At 70.3% G+C, this 19,558-nt stretch carries 17 protein-coding genes and 1 riboswitch; of the genes, 13 read left to right on the plus strand and 4 right to left on the minus strand.

The window, feature by feature from the left end; all coding sequences use genetic code 11:
* Window position 1 precedes the first annotated feature (1 nt).
* Window positions 2-1,534, minus strand: coding sequence for a DUF1800 domain-containing protein (locus tag ISU10_RS05490; protein WP_194695365.1), 1,533 nt, complete (start codon window positions 1,532-1,534; stop codon window positions 2-4).
* Between the two features lie 171 nt (window positions 1,535-1,705).
* Between ISU10_RS05490 and ISU10_RS05495 the strand changes: the two genes are divergently transcribed.
* The 13 genes from ISU10_RS05495 (at window position 1,706) to ISU10_RS05555 (ending at window position 14,767) form a co-directional block, all read left to right on the plus strand.
* Complete coding sequence (locus ISU10_RS05495; protein WP_194695366.1) at window positions 1,706-3,130, plus strand: hemolysin family protein; 1,425 nt, start codon at window positions 1,706-1,708, stop codon at window positions 3,128-3,130.
* Window positions 3,127-4,179 (plus strand): hemolysin family protein, encoded by a 1,053-nt coding sequence (locus tag ISU10_RS05500; protein ID WP_194695367.1) that lies wholly within the window; start codon window positions 3,127-3,129, stop codon window positions 4,177-4,179. Before ISU10_RS05495 ends, ISU10_RS05500 begins: the two co-directional genes overlap by 4 nt.
* 122 nt (window positions 4,180-4,301) lie before the next feature.
* Window positions 4,302-5,006 (plus strand): cardiolipin synthase ClsA, encoded by a 705-nt coding sequence (gene clsA, locus ISU10_RS05505; RefSeq protein ID WP_194695368.1) that lies wholly within the window; start codon window positions 4,302-4,304, stop codon window positions 5,004-5,006.
* Window positions 4,999-5,895 carry a DUF881 domain-containing protein gene (locus ISU10_RS05510; RefSeq protein WP_194695369.1) on the plus strand — a complete coding sequence of 299 codons (897 nt, stop codon included), beginning with the start codon at window positions 4,999-5,001 and terminating at the stop codon, window positions 5,893-5,895. Before clsA ends, ISU10_RS05510 begins: the two co-directional genes overlap by 8 nt.
* A complete protein-coding gene (locus ISU10_RS05515) occupies window positions 5,892-6,224 on the plus strand; it encodes a small basic family protein (protein WP_194695370.1) in 333 nt (110 codons plus the stop codon). Before ISU10_RS05510 ends, ISU10_RS05515 begins: the two co-directional genes overlap by 4 nt.
* A 4-nt stretch (window positions 6,225-6,228) precedes the next feature.
* Window positions 6,229-6,963 carry a DUF881 domain-containing protein gene (locus ISU10_RS05520; RefSeq protein ID WP_194695371.1) on the plus strand — a complete coding sequence of 245 codons (735 nt, stop codon included), beginning with the start codon at window positions 6,229-6,231 and terminating at the stop codon, window positions 6,961-6,963.
* A gap of 44 nt (window positions 6,964-7,007) precedes the next feature.
* Window positions 7,008-7,394 (plus strand): glycine cleavage system protein GcvH, encoded by a 387-nt coding sequence (gene gcvH / locus ISU10_RS05525; RefSeq protein ID WP_194695372.1) that lies wholly within the window; start codon window positions 7,008-7,010, stop codon window positions 7,392-7,394.
* A gap of 160 nt (window positions 7,395-7,554) precedes the next feature.
* The gene (locus ISU10_RS05530; RefSeq protein WP_194695373.1) at window positions 7,555-8,130 is read left to right on the plus strand and encodes a zinc-ribbon and FHA domain-containing protein; all 576 of its coding nucleotides are present in this window, start codon (window positions 7,555-7,557) and stop codon (window positions 8,128-8,130) included.
* A 92-nt stretch (window positions 8,131-8,222) separates the two neighbouring features.
* Entirely contained in the window at window positions 8,223-8,921 is a 699-nt protein-coding gene (gene ftsR, locus ISU10_RS05535; RefSeq protein WP_194695374.1) for a transcriptional regulator FtsR, read from the plus strand.
* Window positions 8,922-9,052: 131 nt separating this feature from the next.
* Window positions 9,053-9,526 (plus strand): bifunctional nuclease family protein, encoded by a 474-nt coding sequence (locus ISU10_RS05540; RefSeq protein ID WP_194695375.1) that lies wholly within the window; start codon window positions 9,053-9,055, stop codon window positions 9,524-9,526.
* A 192-nt stretch (window positions 9,527-9,718) separates the two neighbouring features.
* Complete coding sequence (locus ISU10_RS05545; protein ID WP_194695376.1) at window positions 9,719-10,315, plus strand: MerR family transcriptional regulator; 597 nt, start codon at window positions 9,719-9,721, stop codon at window positions 10,313-10,315.
* Between the two features lie 132 nt (window positions 10,316-10,447).
* A riboswitch (glycine riboswitch) is annotated at window positions 10,448-10,534 on the plus strand.
* Between the two features lie 181 nt (window positions 10,535-10,715).
* Window positions 10,716-13,481 carry an aminomethyl-transferring glycine dehydrogenase gene (gene gcvP, locus ISU10_RS05550; protein WP_370864802.1) on the plus strand — a complete coding sequence of 922 codons (2,766 nt, stop codon included), beginning with the start codon at window positions 10,716-10,718 and terminating at the stop codon, window positions 13,479-13,481.
* The gene (locus ISU10_RS05555) at window positions 13,478-14,767 is read left to right on the plus strand and encodes a serine hydrolase domain-containing protein (protein WP_194695378.1); all 1,290 of its coding nucleotides are present in this window, start codon (window positions 13,478-13,480) and stop codon (window positions 14,765-14,767) included. The genes gcvP and ISU10_RS05555 overlap by 4 nt, the downstream gene beginning before the upstream one ends.
* Before the next feature lie 3 nt (window positions 14,768-14,770).
* Here the strand turns inward: ISU10_RS05555 and ISU10_RS05560 are convergent, their stop codons facing one another.
* From ISU10_RS05560 to ISU10_RS24040, 3 genes are all read right to left on the minus strand, one after another.
* Complete coding sequence (locus tag ISU10_RS05560) at window positions 14,771-15,292, minus strand: hypothetical protein (protein ID WP_194695379.1); 522 nt, start codon at window positions 15,290-15,292, stop codon at window positions 14,771-14,773.
* A 131-nt stretch (window positions 15,293-15,423) separates the two neighbouring features.
* Entirely contained in the window at window positions 15,424-18,291 is a 2,868-nt protein-coding gene (locus ISU10_RS05565) for an AAA family ATPase (protein ID WP_194695380.1), read from the minus strand.
* Window positions 18,288-19,457, minus strand: a complete 1,170-nt coding sequence (locus ISU10_RS24040; protein ID WP_194695381.1) for an exonuclease SbcCD subunit D — start codon at window positions 19,455-19,457, stop codon at window positions 18,288-18,290. The genes ISU10_RS05565 and ISU10_RS24040 overlap by 4 nt, the downstream gene beginning before the upstream one ends.
* Window positions 19,458-19,558 lie beyond the last annotated feature (101 nt).

The raw sequence follows: 19,558 nt of genomic DNA on the forward strand, positions 1-19,558 counted from the left end.
GTCACCTGCTCATGAAGTCGGGGGAGTCGAGGATCGTCGTCAGCAGCCGCGGCATCAGCCACAGCACCACCGGGTGCTGGTCGGAGATGATCTCGCCGGGCTTGGCTGCGGTCGCCATGCAGCAGGCCTTGAGCAGCTTGTCGCTCGCGGGCCGGTGCAGGATCCGGCGCGACAGGTCGTCGACCAGCCGGTCGAAGCGCACCTGCTTGGCCGGCAGGCGGTCCACGGGCTGGATGTAGTGGGTGCGCTCGCGCGGCCACCAGCCACCGCTCAACGTGTAGTGCATGTCGAGCGAGGCCATCAGGCGCGCGGGCGAGGACCACGAGGCGTTGTCGATGGGCTGTCCGTCGGGTCGCGGCCAGGCGAGCGGGGTGATCCCGAGAGTGCCGGCCTGCCAGAGCATGGCGTTGACACCGGCGTCGTAGGTAGCTGGCGAGCCGAGGCGCACGCCGAGCAAGCGGTAGGTCGCCACGATGTCCTCGCCGGGGTCGCGTACCTTCGCGCCCACCGAGCGCTGGAACTCGCGCGAGGCGACCAGGGCTCGCAGCACCGGCGCGATCGCCGTGTCGTTCTTCAGGTAGACCTTGGCAAGGTGGCCGACCAGGGTGGAGGACGGCTTGTCCTTCACGAACTTGACCGCGAGCTTCCAGGCGATCCGACGAGCCGTGGCCGGGTGCTTGGCGAGGTAGCGCAGGTAGCGCCGGGTCAGGTCGCGACCGTCCTTGGAGGTGTTGGCGTCGCGGAAGCCCATCACCTTGACGGTGCCGCGCCAGTGCTCCTCGGGGTTGTAGAGCGCCTGCCAGGTGTCCCACATGTCCACCGTGTAGCCCGTGAGGATCCGGGCGGAGGCCTTGACGTGGTCCTCGGTGTAGTGGCCCCTGCCGACGGTGTGGCACTCCAGCAGCTCGCGACCGAGGTTCTCGTTGGGGTGCGCCTTGGTCGAGGTCGCCTGGTCGAGGTAGATGAGCATCGCCGGGTGCGTGATCGCATGGACCAGCAGGTCGCTGAACCTGCCGAGGGCGTGCTTGCGGATCATGTCGCCGTAGGCCGCGCGATAGGTGAACTGCGCGTCGCCGTTGACCGGGACGTTGAGATGGTTCTCCCAGAACTCGCTCATCATCTCCAGAACCGGCCGGTTCGTCCTCAGCCGGCGTTGCAGGGCACGACGCTGGTAGTTCGCCATCACCTCCCAGCCACCTTGTACCTGCTGGATCTGCCGCTGCCACAGCTTGGTGGGAGAGAAGCGGAGCTCGGGCCACCAGGTGTCGACCTTGGCGGCGTCAACGTCGGCGATGGTGCTGGGCCGCAGCTGACGCTCGAACCAGGCGTGGCCGCCTCCGGCCTTGCGCACCTGGTGGGCGAGGGTCGGATTCAGACCGTAGGAGAACCGTGTCACCAGATGACGGTCCGGCCCGCTGAGGAGTCGGATCGAACCGCTGGCGGCGTAGGCCGGCGCGCTGGTCGCAGCTGCGACCGCGGATGCGGCCAGTGCACCGCCGACGAGCGCGCGGCGGCTCGGTGGGGGAGTCGTCATGGAGTGCTCCGAGGGAGGGGGGTGGCCACATCGTAGGACGGGGCGCCCTCGCGCAACCTGTGAATCGTGAAGCGCGATGCGGCGGCACTAGAGTGGCGGAGTTCTCTTCCCCGGACCCCGAAGGACGCACGCGCCGCACATGGACGGCCCTCATCATCCTCGGCACGACCGATGACCGCGTGGATCCTGCTGTCGGTCTCGCTGCTGCTGATCGCGGCGTGCGGGGTGTTCGTGGCGGCCGAGTTCGCGTTCGTGACGGTCGACCGCTCGCGCGTCGAGCAGCTCGCCGCCGAGGGTGATGCCAGCGCCCAGGGCGTGCTGGCGGCCCTGCGCTCGCTGTCCACCCAGCTCTCGGGCGCCCAGGTCGGGATCACCGTCACCAACCTGGCCATCGGCTTCCTGGCCGAACCCGCCATCTCCGAGCTGATCGGTCCACCACTCGAGGGACTCGGCGTTCCGGCAGACGTCGTGCATCCGCTCGCCATCGGGCTCGGGCTTGCCGTGGGCTCGACGCTGACGATGATCTTCGGTGAGCTCGTGCCCAAGAACCTCGCCATCGCCAGGCCGATGGAGACGGCCCGAGCCACCCAAGGCGTGATGCGCGCCTTCACGACGCTCAACACCTATCCGATCCGCCTGCTGAACGGATCGGCCAACGCCATCGTCCGGGCCCTGGGCATGGAGCCCCAGGAGGAGCTGCGCTCGGCCCGGTCCTCGACCGAGCTGGCCTCCCTGATCGCGCGGTCGGCCGACCAGGGCACGCTCGACGCCGACACCGCCGAGCTGATGGAGCGCTCGGTGGAGTTCGGCCAGCGCACTGCCGGCGAGATCATGACGCCCCGCGTGCGCACCATCAGCCTCGAGGTCAGCGACCGGGCGATGGCGGTGCTCGAGGCAGCCAAGACCTCAGGACACTCGCGGTTCCCCGTTCTCGACAACGACGACAACGTCGTGGGGACCGTGCACGTCAAGCACGCGGTCGCGCTGTCGCCCGCCGAGCGCCACACCACGCGGGTCAAGCACCTGATGGTCAAGCCGATCGTGGTGCCCGACTCCCTGCGCCTCGACCCGCTCCTGTCGCTGCTGCGCGAGGACGGCTTCCAGATGGCTGTGGTGCTCGACGAGTACGGCGGCCACGCCGGCATCGTCACCCTCGAGGACGTCGTCGAGGAGATCGTCGGCGACATCGCCGACGAGCACGACCCGCGCGGTCAGCAGGTCCAGCAGCTGCGCGACGGATCCTGGTCCCTGTCGGGGCTGCTCAGGCCCGACGAGGTCGCCGACCTCACCGACGTCGAGCTGCCCGAGAGCGAGGACTACGACACCGTCGCCGGCCTCGTGCTCAGCGTGCTCGGCAAGGTCCCGAGCATCGGCGACGTCGCCGAGGTGGTGGTCCCCGTCCGCGACCGCGGTGAGGGTCCGGAGATCCAGGACGTCCAGCACCAGCTCGCCGCACTCACCGTGACCCACATGGACGGCCTGCGCATCGACCGTCTGTCCATGCGGCTGCTGATCGGGCAGGGAACCGAGCAGGGAACCGGGCAGGCAACCGGGCAGGGAACCGGGCAGGGAACCGGGCAGGGAACCGGGCGATGAACAGCGTCACCGCGATCTTCCTGGCGATCTTCTTGCTGCTGGGCAACGCGTTCTTCGTCGCTGCGGAGTTCGCGCTCGTCTCCGCCCGCCGTACCCAGATCGAGCCACTGGCCGAGTCCGGCAACCGCTTCGCCCGCACCACCTTGCGGGCCATGGAGAACATGTCGGAGGTCATCGCGGTCAACCAGCTCGGCATCACCGTGTGCTCGCTGGTGCTCGGCGCGGTCGCCGAGCCGACCGTGGCTCACCTCATCGAGCCCGGCCTGCACGCGCTGCACGTTCCCGAGTCGTTCCTGCACCCGGTGGCGTTCGCGATCGGCTTGGCGCTCGTGGTGTTCCTCCACGTCGTGATGGGGGAGATGATCCCCAAGAACATCGCGCTGGCCGGACCCGACCGAGCCGCGCTCGTGCTCGGCACGCCCGTGTGGGCGATCGTCACCCTGCTGCGTCCGGTCATCAAGGTGATCAACGGCGTCGCTCGTTGGCTGCTGCGCCTGGTGGGCGTCACCTTGATGGACGAGGTCAGCTCGACCTACACCCGTGAGGAGGTCGCCGCACTCGTCGAGGAGTCCCGGGGCGAGGGCCTGCTGCAAGCCGACGAGTACGACCGCCTCGCCGGTGCGCTCGGGTTCACCGAGCGCTCGGTCTCCGCCGTCGTGATGCGACCCGACACCCTGACCACGGTGCCCCGCGACACCACGGTCGCGCAGGTCGAGGACGTGTGCGCGGCAACGGGTTACAGCAGGTTCCCGGTCGTGGAGAGCCAAGACGGCGCCGGAGGTCCGGTCGGCTACCTCCACATCAAGGACGTGCTGGAGACCGACGAGCAGCGCCGCGACCGCCCGATCGACCCTCGCTGGATCCGCCCGCTGGCCCGCGTGCGATCCAGCGACTCGCTCCACGACGCGCTGGAGATCCTGCAACGGCGCGGCTCGCACATGGCCACCGTGACCGACGACGACGGTGCCTACCTCGGGCTGGCGACCCTCGAGGATGTCATCGAGGAGCTGGTCGGCGAGATTCGCGACGCCGCCCACCTCGACGAGTAGCCTGCCTGCCCGATCGGCGAGACGGCGACGGATAGGGTTGGCCGCGGCGGGGGCGGCCACCCGAGGACTCATCGGCCCCGCGTCGACGTAGCACGAACCACTCACGAGGACGCAGGCAGACAGTGGAGGACACCCCGACGCGCGGCAGCCGCGTGTGGACCGTGCCCAACCTTCTCAGCATGGGCCGCCTGGCCGGCGTACCCCTGTTCTTGTGGCTGGTCCTCGGTCCCGAGGCCGACGGCTGGGCCCTGGTCCTCCTGATGGTCTCGGGTGTCACCGACTGGCTCGACGGCTACCTCGCCCGGCGCCTGGACCAGACCTCACCGCTGGGCCAGATCCTCGACCCGGTGGCCGACCGCCTCTACATCCTGGCCGTCGTCATCGGCCTGGGCCTGCGCGAGATCATCCCGTGGTGGGTCGCTGTCATCTTGCCCTTGCGCGACGTGCTGCTGTGGGGGCTGGTGCCGCTGCTGCGCACCCGCGGCTACAGCGCGCTGCCGGTCCACTTCCTCGGCAAGGCAGCCACCTTCAACCTGCTCTATGCCTTCCCCCTGCTGCTGCTCGGCGACGGGGAGGGCGTGGTGGCCACCTTGGCAAAGGTGTTCGGGTGGGCGTTCGCGTGGTGGGGGATCGGCCTGTACTGGTGGGCCGGTGTGCTCTACGCCTACCAGGTCTTCAAGCTGATGCGCACCACCGAACGCTGGCGACCGGACGGGCGACCGGACGGGCGACCAGGTGGGCAACCGGACGGGCAACTGGACGGGCAACCAGGGCGTCACACCGACATGCCGGGCGAGATGGGGCGCGAGGTGTCGGGCGATGCCTGAGTCGGCCACGAGACTGCCCGACCAGGTCGTCATGCCGCTGCTGGACCGCATCGTGCGCGAGTCCCTCGACGAGGACTACCAGGTGGTGGCCGCGCGCAAGTCCCGCGAGCGGCCGCGCAGCTCCGCTGCCCAGAGGCCGCCCAGCCCGGGCTCTGGTCGTCCCCGCCAGGTGGCCGCCGCAGTGATGGCGGTGTTCGGGGTGCTGGTGGCGATCGCGGCGATCCAGACATCGCGCAACGCCCCGGAAGCCAACGCCAGCATGGCCAGCCTGGTCGAGCAGGCCCAGGAGAGACGTGAAGGTCTGGCCGATCTCCAGGCCGAGCTCGACAAGCTCCGAACCTCCACCAACGCCCTGCGCGGCGACGTCGCCCAGGCGCAGGCCGACGAGCAGGCACAAGCCGCGAGGATCACCCGGCTCGAGGCACGCACCGGTGTGGGTGCCGTCAGGGGACCCGGCCTGCGTATCAGTGTCGACGACGCACCTGACGGGGATGTGTCCCAGCAGGTGCGTGACTCCGACCTGGCCACCTTGGTCGACGGGTTGTGGGACGCCGGTGCCGAGGCGATCTCGGTCAACGGCAAGCGGCTGACCAACCTCACCGCCTTCGACAACGTCGGTCCTGCCATCCACATCGCCGGCACGCCACTCGTGCGGCCCTACACGATCCTGGTGATCGGCAACCCCGACACGTTGCAGGCCGACCTGCTCGACACGACGATGGGCCAACGCTGGTTCACCCTCGTGCAGAGCCTCGGCTTCGACTACGCCGTCAAGCCTGCCGACTCCCTGAGCCTGCCGGCGGCGCGGCCGCACCGGCTGCGCGTCGTCCGACCCTTCGAGCAGACTCCCGAGCGCCCAGGCCAAGATGCGGGGGCAGGTGGGTCATGATCGCCGCCGTTGGACTCCTGGTGGGCATCGTCTTGGGCCTGGTCTTCAAGCCGGACGTGCCAGGCGGCCTCGAGCCCTACCTGCCCATCGCCGTGGTGGCCGCGCTCGACGCGGTCTTCGGAGGCCTACGCGCCTACCTCGACGGCATCTTCGACGACAAGGTCTTCGTGGTCTCGTTCGTCAGCAACGTGGTGATCGCCGCGACCATCGTCTATCTCGGCGATCAGCTCGGCGTCGGCGGCCAGCTCTCGACCGGTGTGATCGTGGTGCTCGGCATCCGCATCTTCTCCAACGTCGCGGCGATCAGAAGACACCTTTTCCATGCCTGATTCCATGCCTGAGGCTCGCACGAGCCGGGGTCCGGGACGCGATCGTCTGCGCGACGCGCTCCTCCACCCAGGCCGTGGCCAGGTCGTGGTGGCGTTCCTGCTCGCGGTCCTCGGCTTCGCTGCCGTCGTGCAGGTGCGCACCACCGATGTCGACGACCGCTACACCGGACTACGCGAGCAGGACCTCGTCGACGTCTTGTCGGGGCTGGCCGGCACCTCTCAGGTGGCCCGGTCCGAGATCGCGCGGCTCGAGCAGACCAAGCGCGAGCTCCAGTCCGACTCGCAACAGCTCAGCGCCGCCCTCGAAGAGGCCCAGAAGCAGGTCGACACCCTCAACATCATGGCCGGACTGGTCCCCGTCACCGGCCCGGGCATCCGCATCACCATCACCGAGGAGACCGGGCCCGTCGACATCGACTCGGTGCTCGACACCATCGAGGAGCTGAGGTCCGCAGGGGCAGAGGCGATGCAGTTCAACGGGCAGGTCAGGGTCGTCGCACAGACCTCGCTCGAGGACTCGGTCGGGGGTTTCTCGATCGACGGGACGGTGCTCAGCTCGCCCTACGTCATCGACGTCATCGGCGACCCGCAGGCGCTGCACGGTGCCCTCGTCTTCAGCGACGGGCCGGCATCGCAGCTGCGCGACGACGGGGCCGACGTACAGATCGACGAGCTCGAGCGCATCGACATCGAGTCCGTGGCACCGTCGACTCGACCCGAGTTCGCCTCACCGGAGTGACTCGGTAGGTTCTGGATACCGTCAGCGGCAACCAAGGAGACAACGTGTACCCCGACGACTTGTTGTACACCGCCGAGCACGAGTGGGTGCGCAGCCCGGGCGAGACCGAGGGCTCGGTGCGCGTGGGCATCACCCACTTCGCCCAGGACGCCCTGGGCGACATCGTCTACGTGTCCCTGCCGGAGGTCGGGGAGGAGCTCCAGGCCGGCACCACCTGCGGCGAGCTGGAGTCGACGAAGTCCGTCAGCGACATCTACGCCCCGGTCTCCGGCGTCGTGGTCGCTCGCAACGAGTCGCTTGACGCCACCCCGGAGCTGGTCAACAACGACCCGTACGGCGGTGGGTGGCTCTTCGACGTCACGCTCGCCGACGCCAGCTCGCTCGACGCGCTCCTCGACTCCGCGACCTACCAGGCCGCGCTCGGAGGCTGAGGCGGCGCGGCACGCCTGCGGCGAACCGCTTGTCGGATCCGCGGCTGCTGGTAGGTTCGGAAGAACCGTCACCCTCAACCGTCTGGTGAGGGTTGACCCAGACAGACTCTGCCACGCCAGACCCGTCCGACCCATCCCGAGCCGTCCCAGGAGAGCGCCGATGACGTTCTGCACCGCCTGTGGCAAGCAGAACCCCGATGACGCCCGCTTCTGCTCACGCTGTGGCACCAAGCTGGTGGTCGACCACCCCGTAGCCGACGGGCCTGCCGTCAGCCCGGCCGAGGGCTTGGGCGGCAGCGCACCAGGAGCCGACGAGGCGACCGCGACGATCAGCATCGGCACCCCGCCCGAGAAGGCTGACACCTCCGATCGCCACCTGAGCCCGGTCGACGCCGCAGCGGTCGACGCACTGCCCTCCGGCAGCGCCATGCTGGTCGTGCAGAAGGGCCCGAGCGCCGGCAGCCGCTTCCTGCTCGACAAGGACGAGGTCGGTGCGGGGCGTCACAACGAGAGCGAGATCTTCCTCGACGACGTCACGGTCTCGCGTCGGCACGCAGTCTTCACCCGTGAGGGCAACGAGTTCTCGGTGGCCGACGCCGGCAGCCTCAACGGCACCTACGTCAACCGCGACCGCATCGACAAGGTCGTGCTCAAGGACTCCGACGAGGTGCAGATCGGCAAGTACCGCCTCGTGTTCTTCTCGGGCCATCCGGGCGCAGCGGCCGGCACCGATTGATCGGGGCGACCGTGCCGGACAACGGGGAGGGCTCGGTCGCTCGGCCGATCACGGGCCAGGCGAACAGCCACACGGCTGGTGCGAGTGCCCGCATGAACATCGGGCAGGTGCTCGACGAGCTGCGCCCCGACTTCCCGGGCGTCACCATCCCCAAGATCCGCTTCCTCGAGGACAAGGGGCTGATCAAGCCCGAGCGCACGCCATCGGGCTACCGGAAGTTCTCCCGCGACGATGTCGACCGGCTGCGCTACGTCCTGCGGATGCAGCGCGACCACTACCTGCCGCTGAAGGTCATCGGCGAGCACCTCGACGCCATCGACCGCGGGCTGGCGCCCCCGCCCCTCGAGCCCGTCGTCCCCACGGTTCCGCAGGTCTCACTCGCTGCTGACGGGTTGCCGAGCGCCGCTTCCTTCAGCCGGCGCGACCAGCTGCGCCTCTCGCGCAAGGAGCTGGTCAAGATCGCCGAGATCAGCGAGGAGCTGCTCGTCGAGCTCGAGCAGTTCGGCCTGATCACCTCACTGCGCGGGACGGGCCACTACGACACCGATGCGTTGGTGATCGCCCGGACCGCCCGCGAGCTGGCCGACTTCGGTTTCGAGCCCCGCCACCTGCGGGCCTTCAAGACCGCCGCCGACCGCGAGGTCGGCCTCGTCGAGCAGGTGGTCGCGCCCCACAAGCGGGGGCGTGACACCGCCGCCAAGGCTCGCGCGGAGGAGACCGTCTCCGAGATCGCCGCGCTGTCGGTGCGGCTGCACGCGACGCTGGTGAAGTCGGGCCTCAAGCAGGGTTGACGACTGGGCTGACGACTGGGCTCGTCGCCGGCCTGATCCCTGGCCTGATCCCTGGGCTGATCCCTGGGCTGATCCCTGGGCTGATCCCTGGGCTGGCCCACGCCTTCACGGTCTAGGGGTAGCCTGATTGCGTGCGCGAAGTGGACGTCATGGGTGTCCGGGTGGAGATGCCCTCCAACCAGCCGATCGTCTTGCTGCGCGAGGTCTCGGGGGAGCGCTACCTGCCGATCTGGATCGGCGCCGTCGAGGCGACGGCCATCGCGTTCGCCCAGCAAGGGGTCGTGCCGCCCAGGCCCTTGACCCACGACCTGATGAAAGATCTCCTCGAGGCGATGGGCCAAGAGCTGACCGAGGTGCAGATCACCGACATGAAGGACGGCGTCTTCTACGCCAACCTGGTCTTCGGCTCGGGGGTCGAGGTCGGCGCCCGCCCCTCGGACTCCATCGCCCTGGCCCTGCGCACCGGCAGTCGCATCGTGTGCTCCGAGGAGGTGCTCGACGAGGTCGGCCTGGCCGTGCCGGCCGAGCAGGAGGACGAGGTGGAGCGCTTCCGGGAGTTCCTCGACCAGGTCACTCCCGAGGACTTCGAGCGCACCGACGGCTAACCCTCAACCAGAGGTTGATGGTTGCGACACGCCGGGTGAGTCTTTGACCACCCTCAGGCTGACCCCTACGGTGAACTGTCTCCGGTGTAACTCCACCGTTGTGGTCTTCCCAGGTCTACCCTGGACCAGACCGCCGCGGTTCCCCTAGGGCTACACGCTGCGGAGCAGACTTCCCGAAAGACTGGTGATCCGGTGAACGAGCACGAGCAGCACCCAGGGATCGACGCGGAGGCCGTGGAGGCCGCCGGTGTCGCGCAGGAGCAGGGACTGCTCTTCACCGACGACGTCTCGCCGCTGCCCAGCGACCTCGGCTACCGCGGGCCGACTGCTTGCAACGCAGCGGGCATCACCTACCGGCAGCTCGACTACTGGGCCCGCACCGGGCTGGTCGAGCCCACGGTCCGGTCCGCGACCGGCTCGGGTTCGCAGCGGCTCTACTCCTTCCGCGACATCTTGATCCTCAAGATCATCAAGCGACTCCTCGACGCCGGCATCTCGCTGCAGCAGATCCGCACCGCGGTCCAGCACCTGCGCGAGCGCGGCACCGACGACCTGACCCGCGTGACGTTGATGAGCGACGGGGCCTCCGTCTACGAGTGCACCAGCAACGACGAGGTCATCGACCTGCTGCAGGGCGGTCAGGGCGTCTTCGGCATCGCCATCGGTGGAGTGTGGCGCGAGATCGAGGGCACGCTGGCCGAGCTGCCCAGCGAGCGCACCCTCGACGATGAGACCGCGTCCACGCCCGGTGACGAGCTCGCTGCCCGCCGGATGCGTCGTACCAGCTGAACCAATCCCACCCGCCTGCTCCTCAGCGGCCCGCGTCGATCCAGGACGCGGGCCGTCGTGCGTGCTCGGCTTCGTCGAGTCGTTGCACGCCTCGCAACAGTGCGGTGGTAAGTTCGCCCACGCAACAGCCGGCGATCCCGCGCGGGAGAGTCTGGACACCAGCGCCGAAGGGGCAATTCCTCCCCGGAACCTCTCAGGCACCAGGACCGCGCGGACCAGGCAGCTCTGGAGCGACGAGCCTCGACCACGAGTGGAGGCGAGCGTGACAGAGGGGGAGGCGACCTAGACCCGACCGTCGAGGAGCCGACCTCTCGTGACCGATCCGCTCGCCGTGCCCACGCCGTCCTCATCGTCCTTCGCGGACCGACACATCGGGCTGGACGCCGATGCGGTGGCCACGATGCTCGGGCGGGTCGGGTTCGCCACCATCGAGGACCTGATGGCAGCCGCCGTGCCGGGTGCGATCCGCACGGATGCGCTCGACCTGCCCGCGGCGGTCTCGGAGCACGCGGCGGCGGCCGAGCTACGCCACCTCGCCGGGCGCAACCGCCCTGCTGAGCCGATGATCGGACTGGGCTACCACGGCACCATCACCCCGGCCGTCATCCGGCGCAACGTGCTCGAGGACCCGAGCTGGTACACCGCCTACACGCCCTACCAGCCGGAGATCTCGCAGGGTCGTCTCGAAGCGCTGCTCAACTTCCAGACCGTCGTCGCTGACCTGGCGGGACTGCCCACGGCCAACGCCTCGCTGCTCGACGAGGGGACGGCGGCGGCCGAGGCGATGACGCTCGTACGCCGGGCCAACCGCAAGGCGACCGGGCCCTTCGTCGTCGATGCCGACAGCCTGCCCCAGACCATCGACGTGGTGCGCACACGCGCGGCGGCCATGGGCATCGAGGTGCTCGTGGCCGACCTCGCCGAAGGCCTGCCCGACGGCGCGCTGTCGGGCCTGCTGGTCGCCTATCCCGGCGCGTCGGGCCACGTCGTGGACCCACGGCCGCTGATCGAAGCGGCCCATGAGCGCGACGCGCTGGTCGTCGTCGCCGCCGACCTGCTGGCGCTGACGCTGCTGGAGGCACCCGGACAGCTGGGGGCCGACGTGGTGATCGGATCCTCGCAACGGTTCGGCGTCCCCTTGTTCTACGGCGGTCCGCATGCCGGCTTCATGGCCGTCGCCGACGGCCTCGAGCGACACCTGCCCGGACGGCTGGTCGGAGTGTCGGTAGACGTCGAGGGGCGGCCGGCCTACCGCCTGGCCCTGCAGACCCGCGAGCAGCACATCCGACGCGACAAGGCGACCTCCAACATCTGTACCGCGCAGGTGCTGTTGGCGGTCGTCGCCTCGATGTACGCCGTCTACCACGGTCCCGAGGGACTGCGGGCGATCGCGGCCGACCTCAACCGCAAGGCCCGTGCCCTCGCGGCGTCGCTGGACTCGGCCGGCGTGGAGGTCGTCCACCAGGAGTTCTTCGACACGGTGCTGGTCAACGTCCCCGGCCGGGCGGGCGCCATCGTGGAGGCTGCGCGCGCCGACGGCGTACACCTTCGCCTCGTCGACGACGACCACGTCGGCATCAGCATCGGCGAGACGGCCGACGGCGCGGCACTCGACGCGGTAGCGGGAGCGTTCGGGGTGACCTGGTCCGCGACCGAGCCGCGCGAGAGTCTGCCTGCGGACCTGCGACGTCACACGCCGTACCTGACCCACGAGGTGTTCTCGAGCCATCGCAGCGAGACCCAGATGCTGCGCTACCTGCGGCGGCTGAGCGCCCGCGACTACGCACTGGACCGGGGCATGATCCCGCTCGGGTCGTGCACGATGAAGCTCAACGCCACCACCGAGATGGAGCCGGTCTCGCTGCCCGGGTTCGCCGACCTGCACCCGTTCGCCCCTGCCGATGACGCCGCCGGCTACCGCGAGCTGGTCGGTGACCTCGAGTCGTGGCTGGCCGAGGTGACCGGCTACGACCGCGTCAGTGTGCAGCCCAACGCCGGGTCGCAAGGCGAGCTGGCCGGGTTGCTGGCGATCCGCGCCTACCACCGGGCGCAGGGGGACACCGCACGCGAGGTGTGCCTGATCCCCTCGTCGGCCCACGGCACCAACGCCGCCTCTGCCGTGATGGCTGGCATGCGCGTGGTCGTCGTGAAGGCCGCCGCCGACGGCTCGGTCGACCTCGACGACCTCCGCGCCCAGTGCGAGGCTCACCGTGAGGACCTGGCCGCGATCATGGTCACCTACCCCTCGACCCACGGCGTGTACGAGGACACCATCAAGGACCTGTGCGCGATCGTGCACGAGCACGGCGGCCAGGTCTACGTCGACGGGGCGAACCTCAACGCGCTCCTGGGCTACGCGCGGCCGGGGGAGTTCGGCGGTGACGTCTCGCACCTCAACCTCCACAAGACCTTCTGCATCCCCCACGGCGGAGGCGGACCCGGCGTCGGACCGGTGGGCGTCCGCGCCCACCTGGCGCCCTACCTGCCGTCCCACCCGATGCACCCCGAGCCGGAGAAGCGACACGGCATCGGCCCGATCAGTGCCGCCCCCTATGGCTCGGCCGGCATCTTGCCCATCTCGTGGGCCTACGTGCGGATGATGGGCGCCGAGGGGCTGACCCGGGCGACGGCGAGCGCTGTGCTGTCTGCCAACTACGTCGCGGCCCGTCTCGGTGAGCACTTCCCCGTCCTCTACCGCGGCGAGGACGGACTTGTGGCCCACGAGTGCATCCTCGACGTCCGCGGCATCACCAAGGACACCGGTGTGACCGTCGACGACGTGGCCAAGCGCCTCATCGACTACGGCTTCCACGCGCCCACGATGTCGTTCCCGGTCGCCGGCACGCTGATGGTCGAGCCGACCGAGTCCGAGGACCTCGGGGAGATCGACCGCTTCTGCGACGCCATGATCGCGATCAAGGGCGAGATCGACCGCGTCGGGGCAGGGGAGTGGCCGGCCGAGGACTCCCCGCTGCGCAACGCCCCCCACACCTCGGCGGCGGTCGTGACCGACAAGTGGGAGCGTCCCTACGACCGGGAGCTCGGAGCGTTCCCGACCGGACCCGACCCCGACAAGTACTGGCCGCCGGTCGCCCGCGTCGACCAGGCCTACGGCGACCGCCACCTGGTTTGCTCCTGCCCGCCACCGGAGGCATTCGCTCAGTGAGCGAGCCCGCGCGTCTGTCCGAGCGTCTGCGCCACATCCAGGGCCACGCGCGCCTGCCGTCCGTCGTCGCCGGAGTCGCGACCGCCGGGGAGGTCACCTGGACCGGCGGAGCCGGCGACGTGCCGGGCGAGCCGGAGGACACGCAGTACCGGATCGGCTCGATCACCAAGACCCTCGTTGCGGTCCTGGTGATGCGAGCCCGCGACGAGGGACTGCTGGGGCTCGAGGACCCGATCGGGCGGTTCGTCCCCGAGACCGCCTACGCCGACGCGACGGTCGCCGAGCTGCTCTCGCACACCTCGGGGATGCAGAGCGAGCCGGTCGGCCCGTGGTGGGAGCGCTCGCCCGGGGTGGCCGTCCCCGACCTGCTGAGGGCCAACGACGGGTCGGGTCGGGTCGCCCCGGCGGGAGCGTACTTCCACTACTCCAACCTGGGCTTCGCGCTGCTGGGCGAGGCCGTCGCCCGACTGCGGGGCGCGCGATGGTGGGAGCTGGTCTCAGCCCAGATCCTCGAGCCGCTCGGCATGTCGCGTACGACGTACCTCCCGGTGGCGCCGCACGCCCAAGGCGCGAGCGTCGTGCACTTCACCGGAGAGCTGCAGCGCGAGCCGCACCAGGACACCATGGCCATGGGGCCGGCCGGCCAGGCGTGGAGCACCGTCACCGACCTGCTGCGCTGGGCCGACTTCTTGGCAACCGGCCACCCCGACGTGCTGTCCTCCGACACGCTGGCGGAGATGGCCACCACGCGACTGCCCGCCGAGGGCTACGGCCTCGGGCTGCGCCTCATCGAGGCCGCAGGCCGTTCGCTGTCGGGGCACACGGGCTCGATGCCCGGATTCTTGGCCAGTCTGTTCGTCGACCGCTCCACCCGGGACGCGAGCGTGTTGATGACCAACGCGACGGCCGGCATCGGCACCGAGTGGGTGCCCGAGATGCTGCTCGGCAACGACGAGCCGGACCCGGTCGAGCCGTGGAGCCCCAGTGCTCCCGTGCCGCCCGTCCTGGCGGGCGTGCCGGGGGTGTGGTTCTGGGGCAACACGGCTCACGAGCTGCGCTGGCACCGTGGGCAGGTCCACCTGTGGGAGTTCGGCGACCCCGGAGACGCCTTCGTCTTCGACGTCTCCGGGGACCGCATGGTGGGGGTCGTGGGCTACCACCGCGGTGAGACGCTCCACGTCGTCCGGGGTGATGACGGCACGGTCAGCCACCTGGAGTGCGCGACGTTCGTCTACACCAAGGTGCCCTACGACCCGGACGTCGCCATCCCTGGCGGACATCCGTGAGGATCAGCCGATCGGCGTCCTCTTGACCTCGAGGTTGTAGTAGAACGCCGTGTCACAGGTCAGCGACACGATCTTGCCGTCGTACTTGGCCACCAGGTCGGTGCGCAGCTTGCGCTGGAAGCCACGGCTGTCGATCCGCATGTCGCCGTCGTCGAAGGACTCCGACACGGGGATGCGGGCGCCGACGCGAGTGGCGGTGCCCTTGATGACGGCTCGCTTGCCCTCGACCTGGACCGTGGCCCGCAAGAAGCCGTCGACGAGGAACTTCTGGTCGGTCTGGCGCATGCCGTCGCGGTCGGCATCGGGGTTGCCGAGACCCACTTGCACCGTGTTGCCGTAGCGACTGTTCTCGTAGACCGTGGTGCGGACCGTGAAGCCGGGCTTGTGGCCGTGGCACTCGACCACGATGCCCTTCTCGGTCTTCCACTCCGCCGCCTGGGCGGGGGCCGCGAGGGCGACGACGCTGGTGATGGTGGTGGCGAGAAGGCCTGCCGCGGCGAGACCTCGTGCGCTCTTGGTGTTCATGGCTGCTCCCTGGTTACGGATGTCTGGTGGGTTAGTCGAGACCAGGACGCGATCGAGGTACGGCGGGTTGGAATGCGGGCAGGTGGCGCGAGTGTGGCGTGTGTCACGCAGCGGCTCAGCCGGGGTTGGCGTCAGCCGCGCAGGTGCACGGTGGACCCGGTGCGCGCCTTGGAGACGACCAGCTGAGTCGGGATGCGGTCGCGCATCTCGGCGACATGGCTGACCACGCCCACGACGCGCCCCCCGTCGCGCAGAGAGTCCAGTGTCTCCATCACGTCATCGAGCGTGTCGGCGTCGAGCGAACCGAAGCCCTCGTCGACGAAGAGTGTGTCGAGACCAACGCCGCCGACCTCGTGCATGATCACGTCGGCCAGCCCGAGGGCCAGGGCCAGCGAGACGACGAACGTCTCGCCGCCGGAGAGCGTCGCGGGGTCGCGGCTCTCGCCCGACCAGTCGTCGCGCACCAGGAGACTGAGACCGCCCCGGCGTTCGCCTGCTCCGCGTCGGCCCGTGTGCTCCAAGGAGTAGCGGCGGTCGCTCATCGTGGCGAGTCGGACGTTGGCCGCGTCGACGACCTGCGTGAGCCGGAAGGCGAGCACGTAGGCCGACAGCCGCATCTGGAGCTGGTTGTCGCCGGACTTGCCCTCGGCGAACGACGCCACTGACGAGACCAGGTCCAGCTCGGCTCGCACGGGATCCCAGGCGGTGACGGCGTCGGACAGCCGTCGGTCGAGCTGGACGAGCCGGGTTGCCCTGACGACCTCTTGTTGCTCGGCCGCGAGCGCGGAGGCCAGCTCGTCGGCAGCCGCCAGATGGGCGGAGGCCAGCGTCTCGAGGTCGGGCGACTCACCCTCGCGTGCGTCCGAGAGGGCAGGGTCGGCGAGCACGGCCTCGACAGCAGCCATCCGTCGTGCGTGCTCGTCGACAGCGGCCTGCAGGGCGACCACCTCGTCGTGGGGCAGCGCCGCCGCGAGCGCGGAGGGTACGTCGGGGAAGCCGGCCTCGGCCGCCGTCGCGGCAAGCGCTTCGACCGCGTCGTCGCGGTGGCGCTCGGCGACCACGAGCGCAGCGTGGGACTCCTGGAGGGACGCGGTCGCGTCGGCGACGGCGGCTCGGTGGGCGATGAGGGACGAGACATCGCCGTGGTCGTCGCCGAGCGCGGAGGCGAGCTCGGAGGTCACCTCGGCCAGGCGGGCTGCCAGAGGAGCGATGGTGGCGTCGAGCTCGGCGACCGTGGCTGCAAGGCGCTCGAGCTCCTCGGCTCCGGCTGCGAGGTGGGCCGTGTCGCGCAACACGGCTTCGGCGTCGGCCAGGGCACGCGTCAGCGCGTCGAGGTCGTCGGTGCCGGCGGCCTGGAGAGCCAGTGCCGCCCGGGTCTCGAGGTCCTTGGCGTGCGATGCCCTGGTGTGCTGCTCGAACTCGGCGTCGTCGAGGCGCTTGCGCAGCGCCTTCTCCGCTGCGGCGTCAGGTGCGCCGGGCGCAGCCGTGGCCAGGTGAGGGTGGTGCTGCGAGCCGCACACCGGACAACTGCCCCCACCCGCGGCAAGGCGACCGGCGATCTCGGCAGCCATCCCGTCGAGGCGCGCCTGCTGCAGCATCACCAGCTCCTCCGCGAGCACGAGACGGGCGGTGACGACCTGGTTGAGGTCGAGCTGCGCAACGACCAGCTCGTTGCGGACGGCTTGGAGGGTGCGACCGGCCTCCACCCGGCTGACGGCGACGTCACGAGCCGACTGCTCGGCGGGCAGTCGGGTGGCAGCCTCACGAGCGCTGGCGGCGCGGGCCCGCACCTCGGAGAGGTCCGCCTCGCCGCGCTGGTTGCGGGCGAGGGCCAGCTGATCGGCGAGCTCGGCGCGCTCTCGCTCGCGAGGCAGGAGCGCGCGCGCCCGCGCGCTGGCATCGGCGGCGTCGCGGACCAGCTCGGGCACGGTCTCAGCTGTGAGCTCTTCCGGCTCCAGCCCGAGCAGTGCCGCGGCCCGCGCTCGCTCGCGCACCACCCGGAGCTCTGCGTCCTCAGCGGCGGCCCCGGCCACGATGACGACTCGCTGCAGCGGCACGACGCCCCTGGCCCGCGCCGCCGCGGCGAGCACGGCCCGGGAGCGGGCCACCTCGGGGGCCTTCTGCAGCAGTCGCTCGCGCTCGCGGATCGCCTCGGCCAGCCGCGTCCGTCGATCGGCTGAGGCCTTGCCGGCCTCGAGCGCGGCACGCGTCGTCGCCTCGGCGTCGCGAAGGCCCGGGAGAGCGGCGCCCAACGATGCGGCAAGGTCGTTCGCTGCGGCCACCAAGGTCGCGCTCCACTGCTGCGCGGACTCATCGGCTGCCGGCGCGGATGCCTGTGCCGTCTCGCTGATCCGGTGGACAAGGCCCGTGACCGAGCGCTCGTGGTCGTGGCTGTGACGCTGGAGGACGAGCCGACGATCGCGCAGCCACGACTCCACCCGCTCGAAGCGCTCGGTGCGGAACAGCTGCTGGAGCAGCCGGTGACGATCGTCGGACGACGCCCTGAGGAACGCCTGGAACCGACCCTGGGGCAGCATCGCCACCTGGGTGAACTGCGTGAGGTTCATGCCGACGAGCCCGGAGATGAGATGGCCGGACTCGTCGAGACGGGTCGTCAGCGGAAGCCAGGTGCCCTCGACCAGCTCGCTGACCACGACGGCGGCCTGCTGGGCAGTGACCCCGGGCCCGCGCTTCTTGGGTCGCTGCCATGCCGGCGAGCGGACGATGCGAAAGCGTCGCCCAGACAGTGTGGCCTCGAGTGAGACGCGCGGGGGAGTCGAGGCGTCGGCCTGGTCGGAGCGCAGCCGCTTGGCGTCGTTGCGCTCGCCGGGCACAGCGCCGTAGAGGGCGAAGCAGACCGCGTCGAGGACGCTGGTCTTGCCGGCGCCCGTCGCGCCCGACAGCAAGAAGAGCCCGCCCGCGCTGAGGGCGTCGAAGTCGACGGATGTGGTCTGCGCGAACGGACCGAACGCCGTGATCTCCAGCCGGTGCAGCCTCATCGGGTGCTCTCCGTGAGCAGGCTGTCGGTCTCGGGGTCCTCGCTGCACGCCTCGCACGCCTGCTGCAGGAGAGCGGACTCCTGGTCGGTGGCGGGCACTCCGCGGAGCTCGGCGACGAAGGCCAGCGCGATCTCGTGGTCGGTGAGGGCTCCGGGGCGGACGGTCGGCACGCCCCCGACCTCACCGCGCGCGGGCTCGAATGCGAGGACCAGTGTGTGGGGGAACCTCCGCCGCAGCCGCTCCATGGGCTGGTGAGGGCGGGTGGCATCGGTGATCGTGGCGTGCACCCAGCAGGTCTCGGCGTGCTCGAGGCGCGGATCGGCGAGCAGGTCGTCGAGCTTGCCGCTGATGCGGGCCAGGCGACGCGGGACCGGCGCCGCGACGAAGTCTGCGGTCACCGAGCCGTCGGCCGCCAGGTCGACGAGCCACGAGCCCTTGGTCTGGTGGGCCTCGGAAAAGGAGTAGGCGAGCGGAGACCCGCTGTAGCGGATGCGATCGCTGAGGCTCTGGGCTCCGTGGAGGTGGCCGAGGGCGGCGTAGTCGACACCGTCGAAGACCGACCCGGCCACTCGAGAGACGCCCCCGACGCTGATGTCACGCTCGGACTCGCTGGGCTCGCCTCCGGTGACGAAGGCATGAGCCACGACCACCGAGCGCGTGGACGCGGACCGGGTCGCGAGATCGCGGCGTACGCGGCCCATGGCGGCAGCCAGCGCTGCCTGGTGGGAGCGAGTCGCCAAGGCCCACGGCTCCGAGAGCGCGAGCGGGTCGAGGTAGGGGAGCCCGTAGACAGCCACCGGTCCGTGGTCGTCAGCCAGCACGACCGGGACACCGACGCTCGAGACGTCTGCTCGGATGAACACGCCTGCTGCGTCGATGAGGCGTGAGCTGAACCCCAGTCGCTGGGCGGAGTCGTGGTTGCCGCTGGTCAGCACGACCTGGGCCCGCGAACGTGCCAGCCGCACCAAGGTCTCGTCAGCCAGGCGCACGGCGTCGACCTGGGGGAGTGCGCGGTCATAGATGTCGCCGGCCACCACCACGAGGTCGACCTGCTCGGACTCGACGACCTCGAGCAGGTGGTCGACGTAGGTCGCCTGGTGCGTGAGCATCCCCTCCCGGTGGAAGGACCGGCCCAGGTGCCAGTCGGAGGTGTGGAGGATGCGCACACCACGACCGTAGGAGTCGGCACCGACATCTCCCGGTTGCCCACGCCGCACGGGGCTACACGTGGCGGTAGCCGAGATGCTGGCACCGACGTCGTCCGGGT

This window comes from Nocardioides agariphilus, assembly GCF_015352445.1.
In the GTDB taxonomy this organism is placed as follows: domain Bacteria; phylum Actinomycetota; class Actinomycetes; order Propionibacteriales; family Nocardioidaceae; genus Nocardioides; species Nocardioides agariphilus.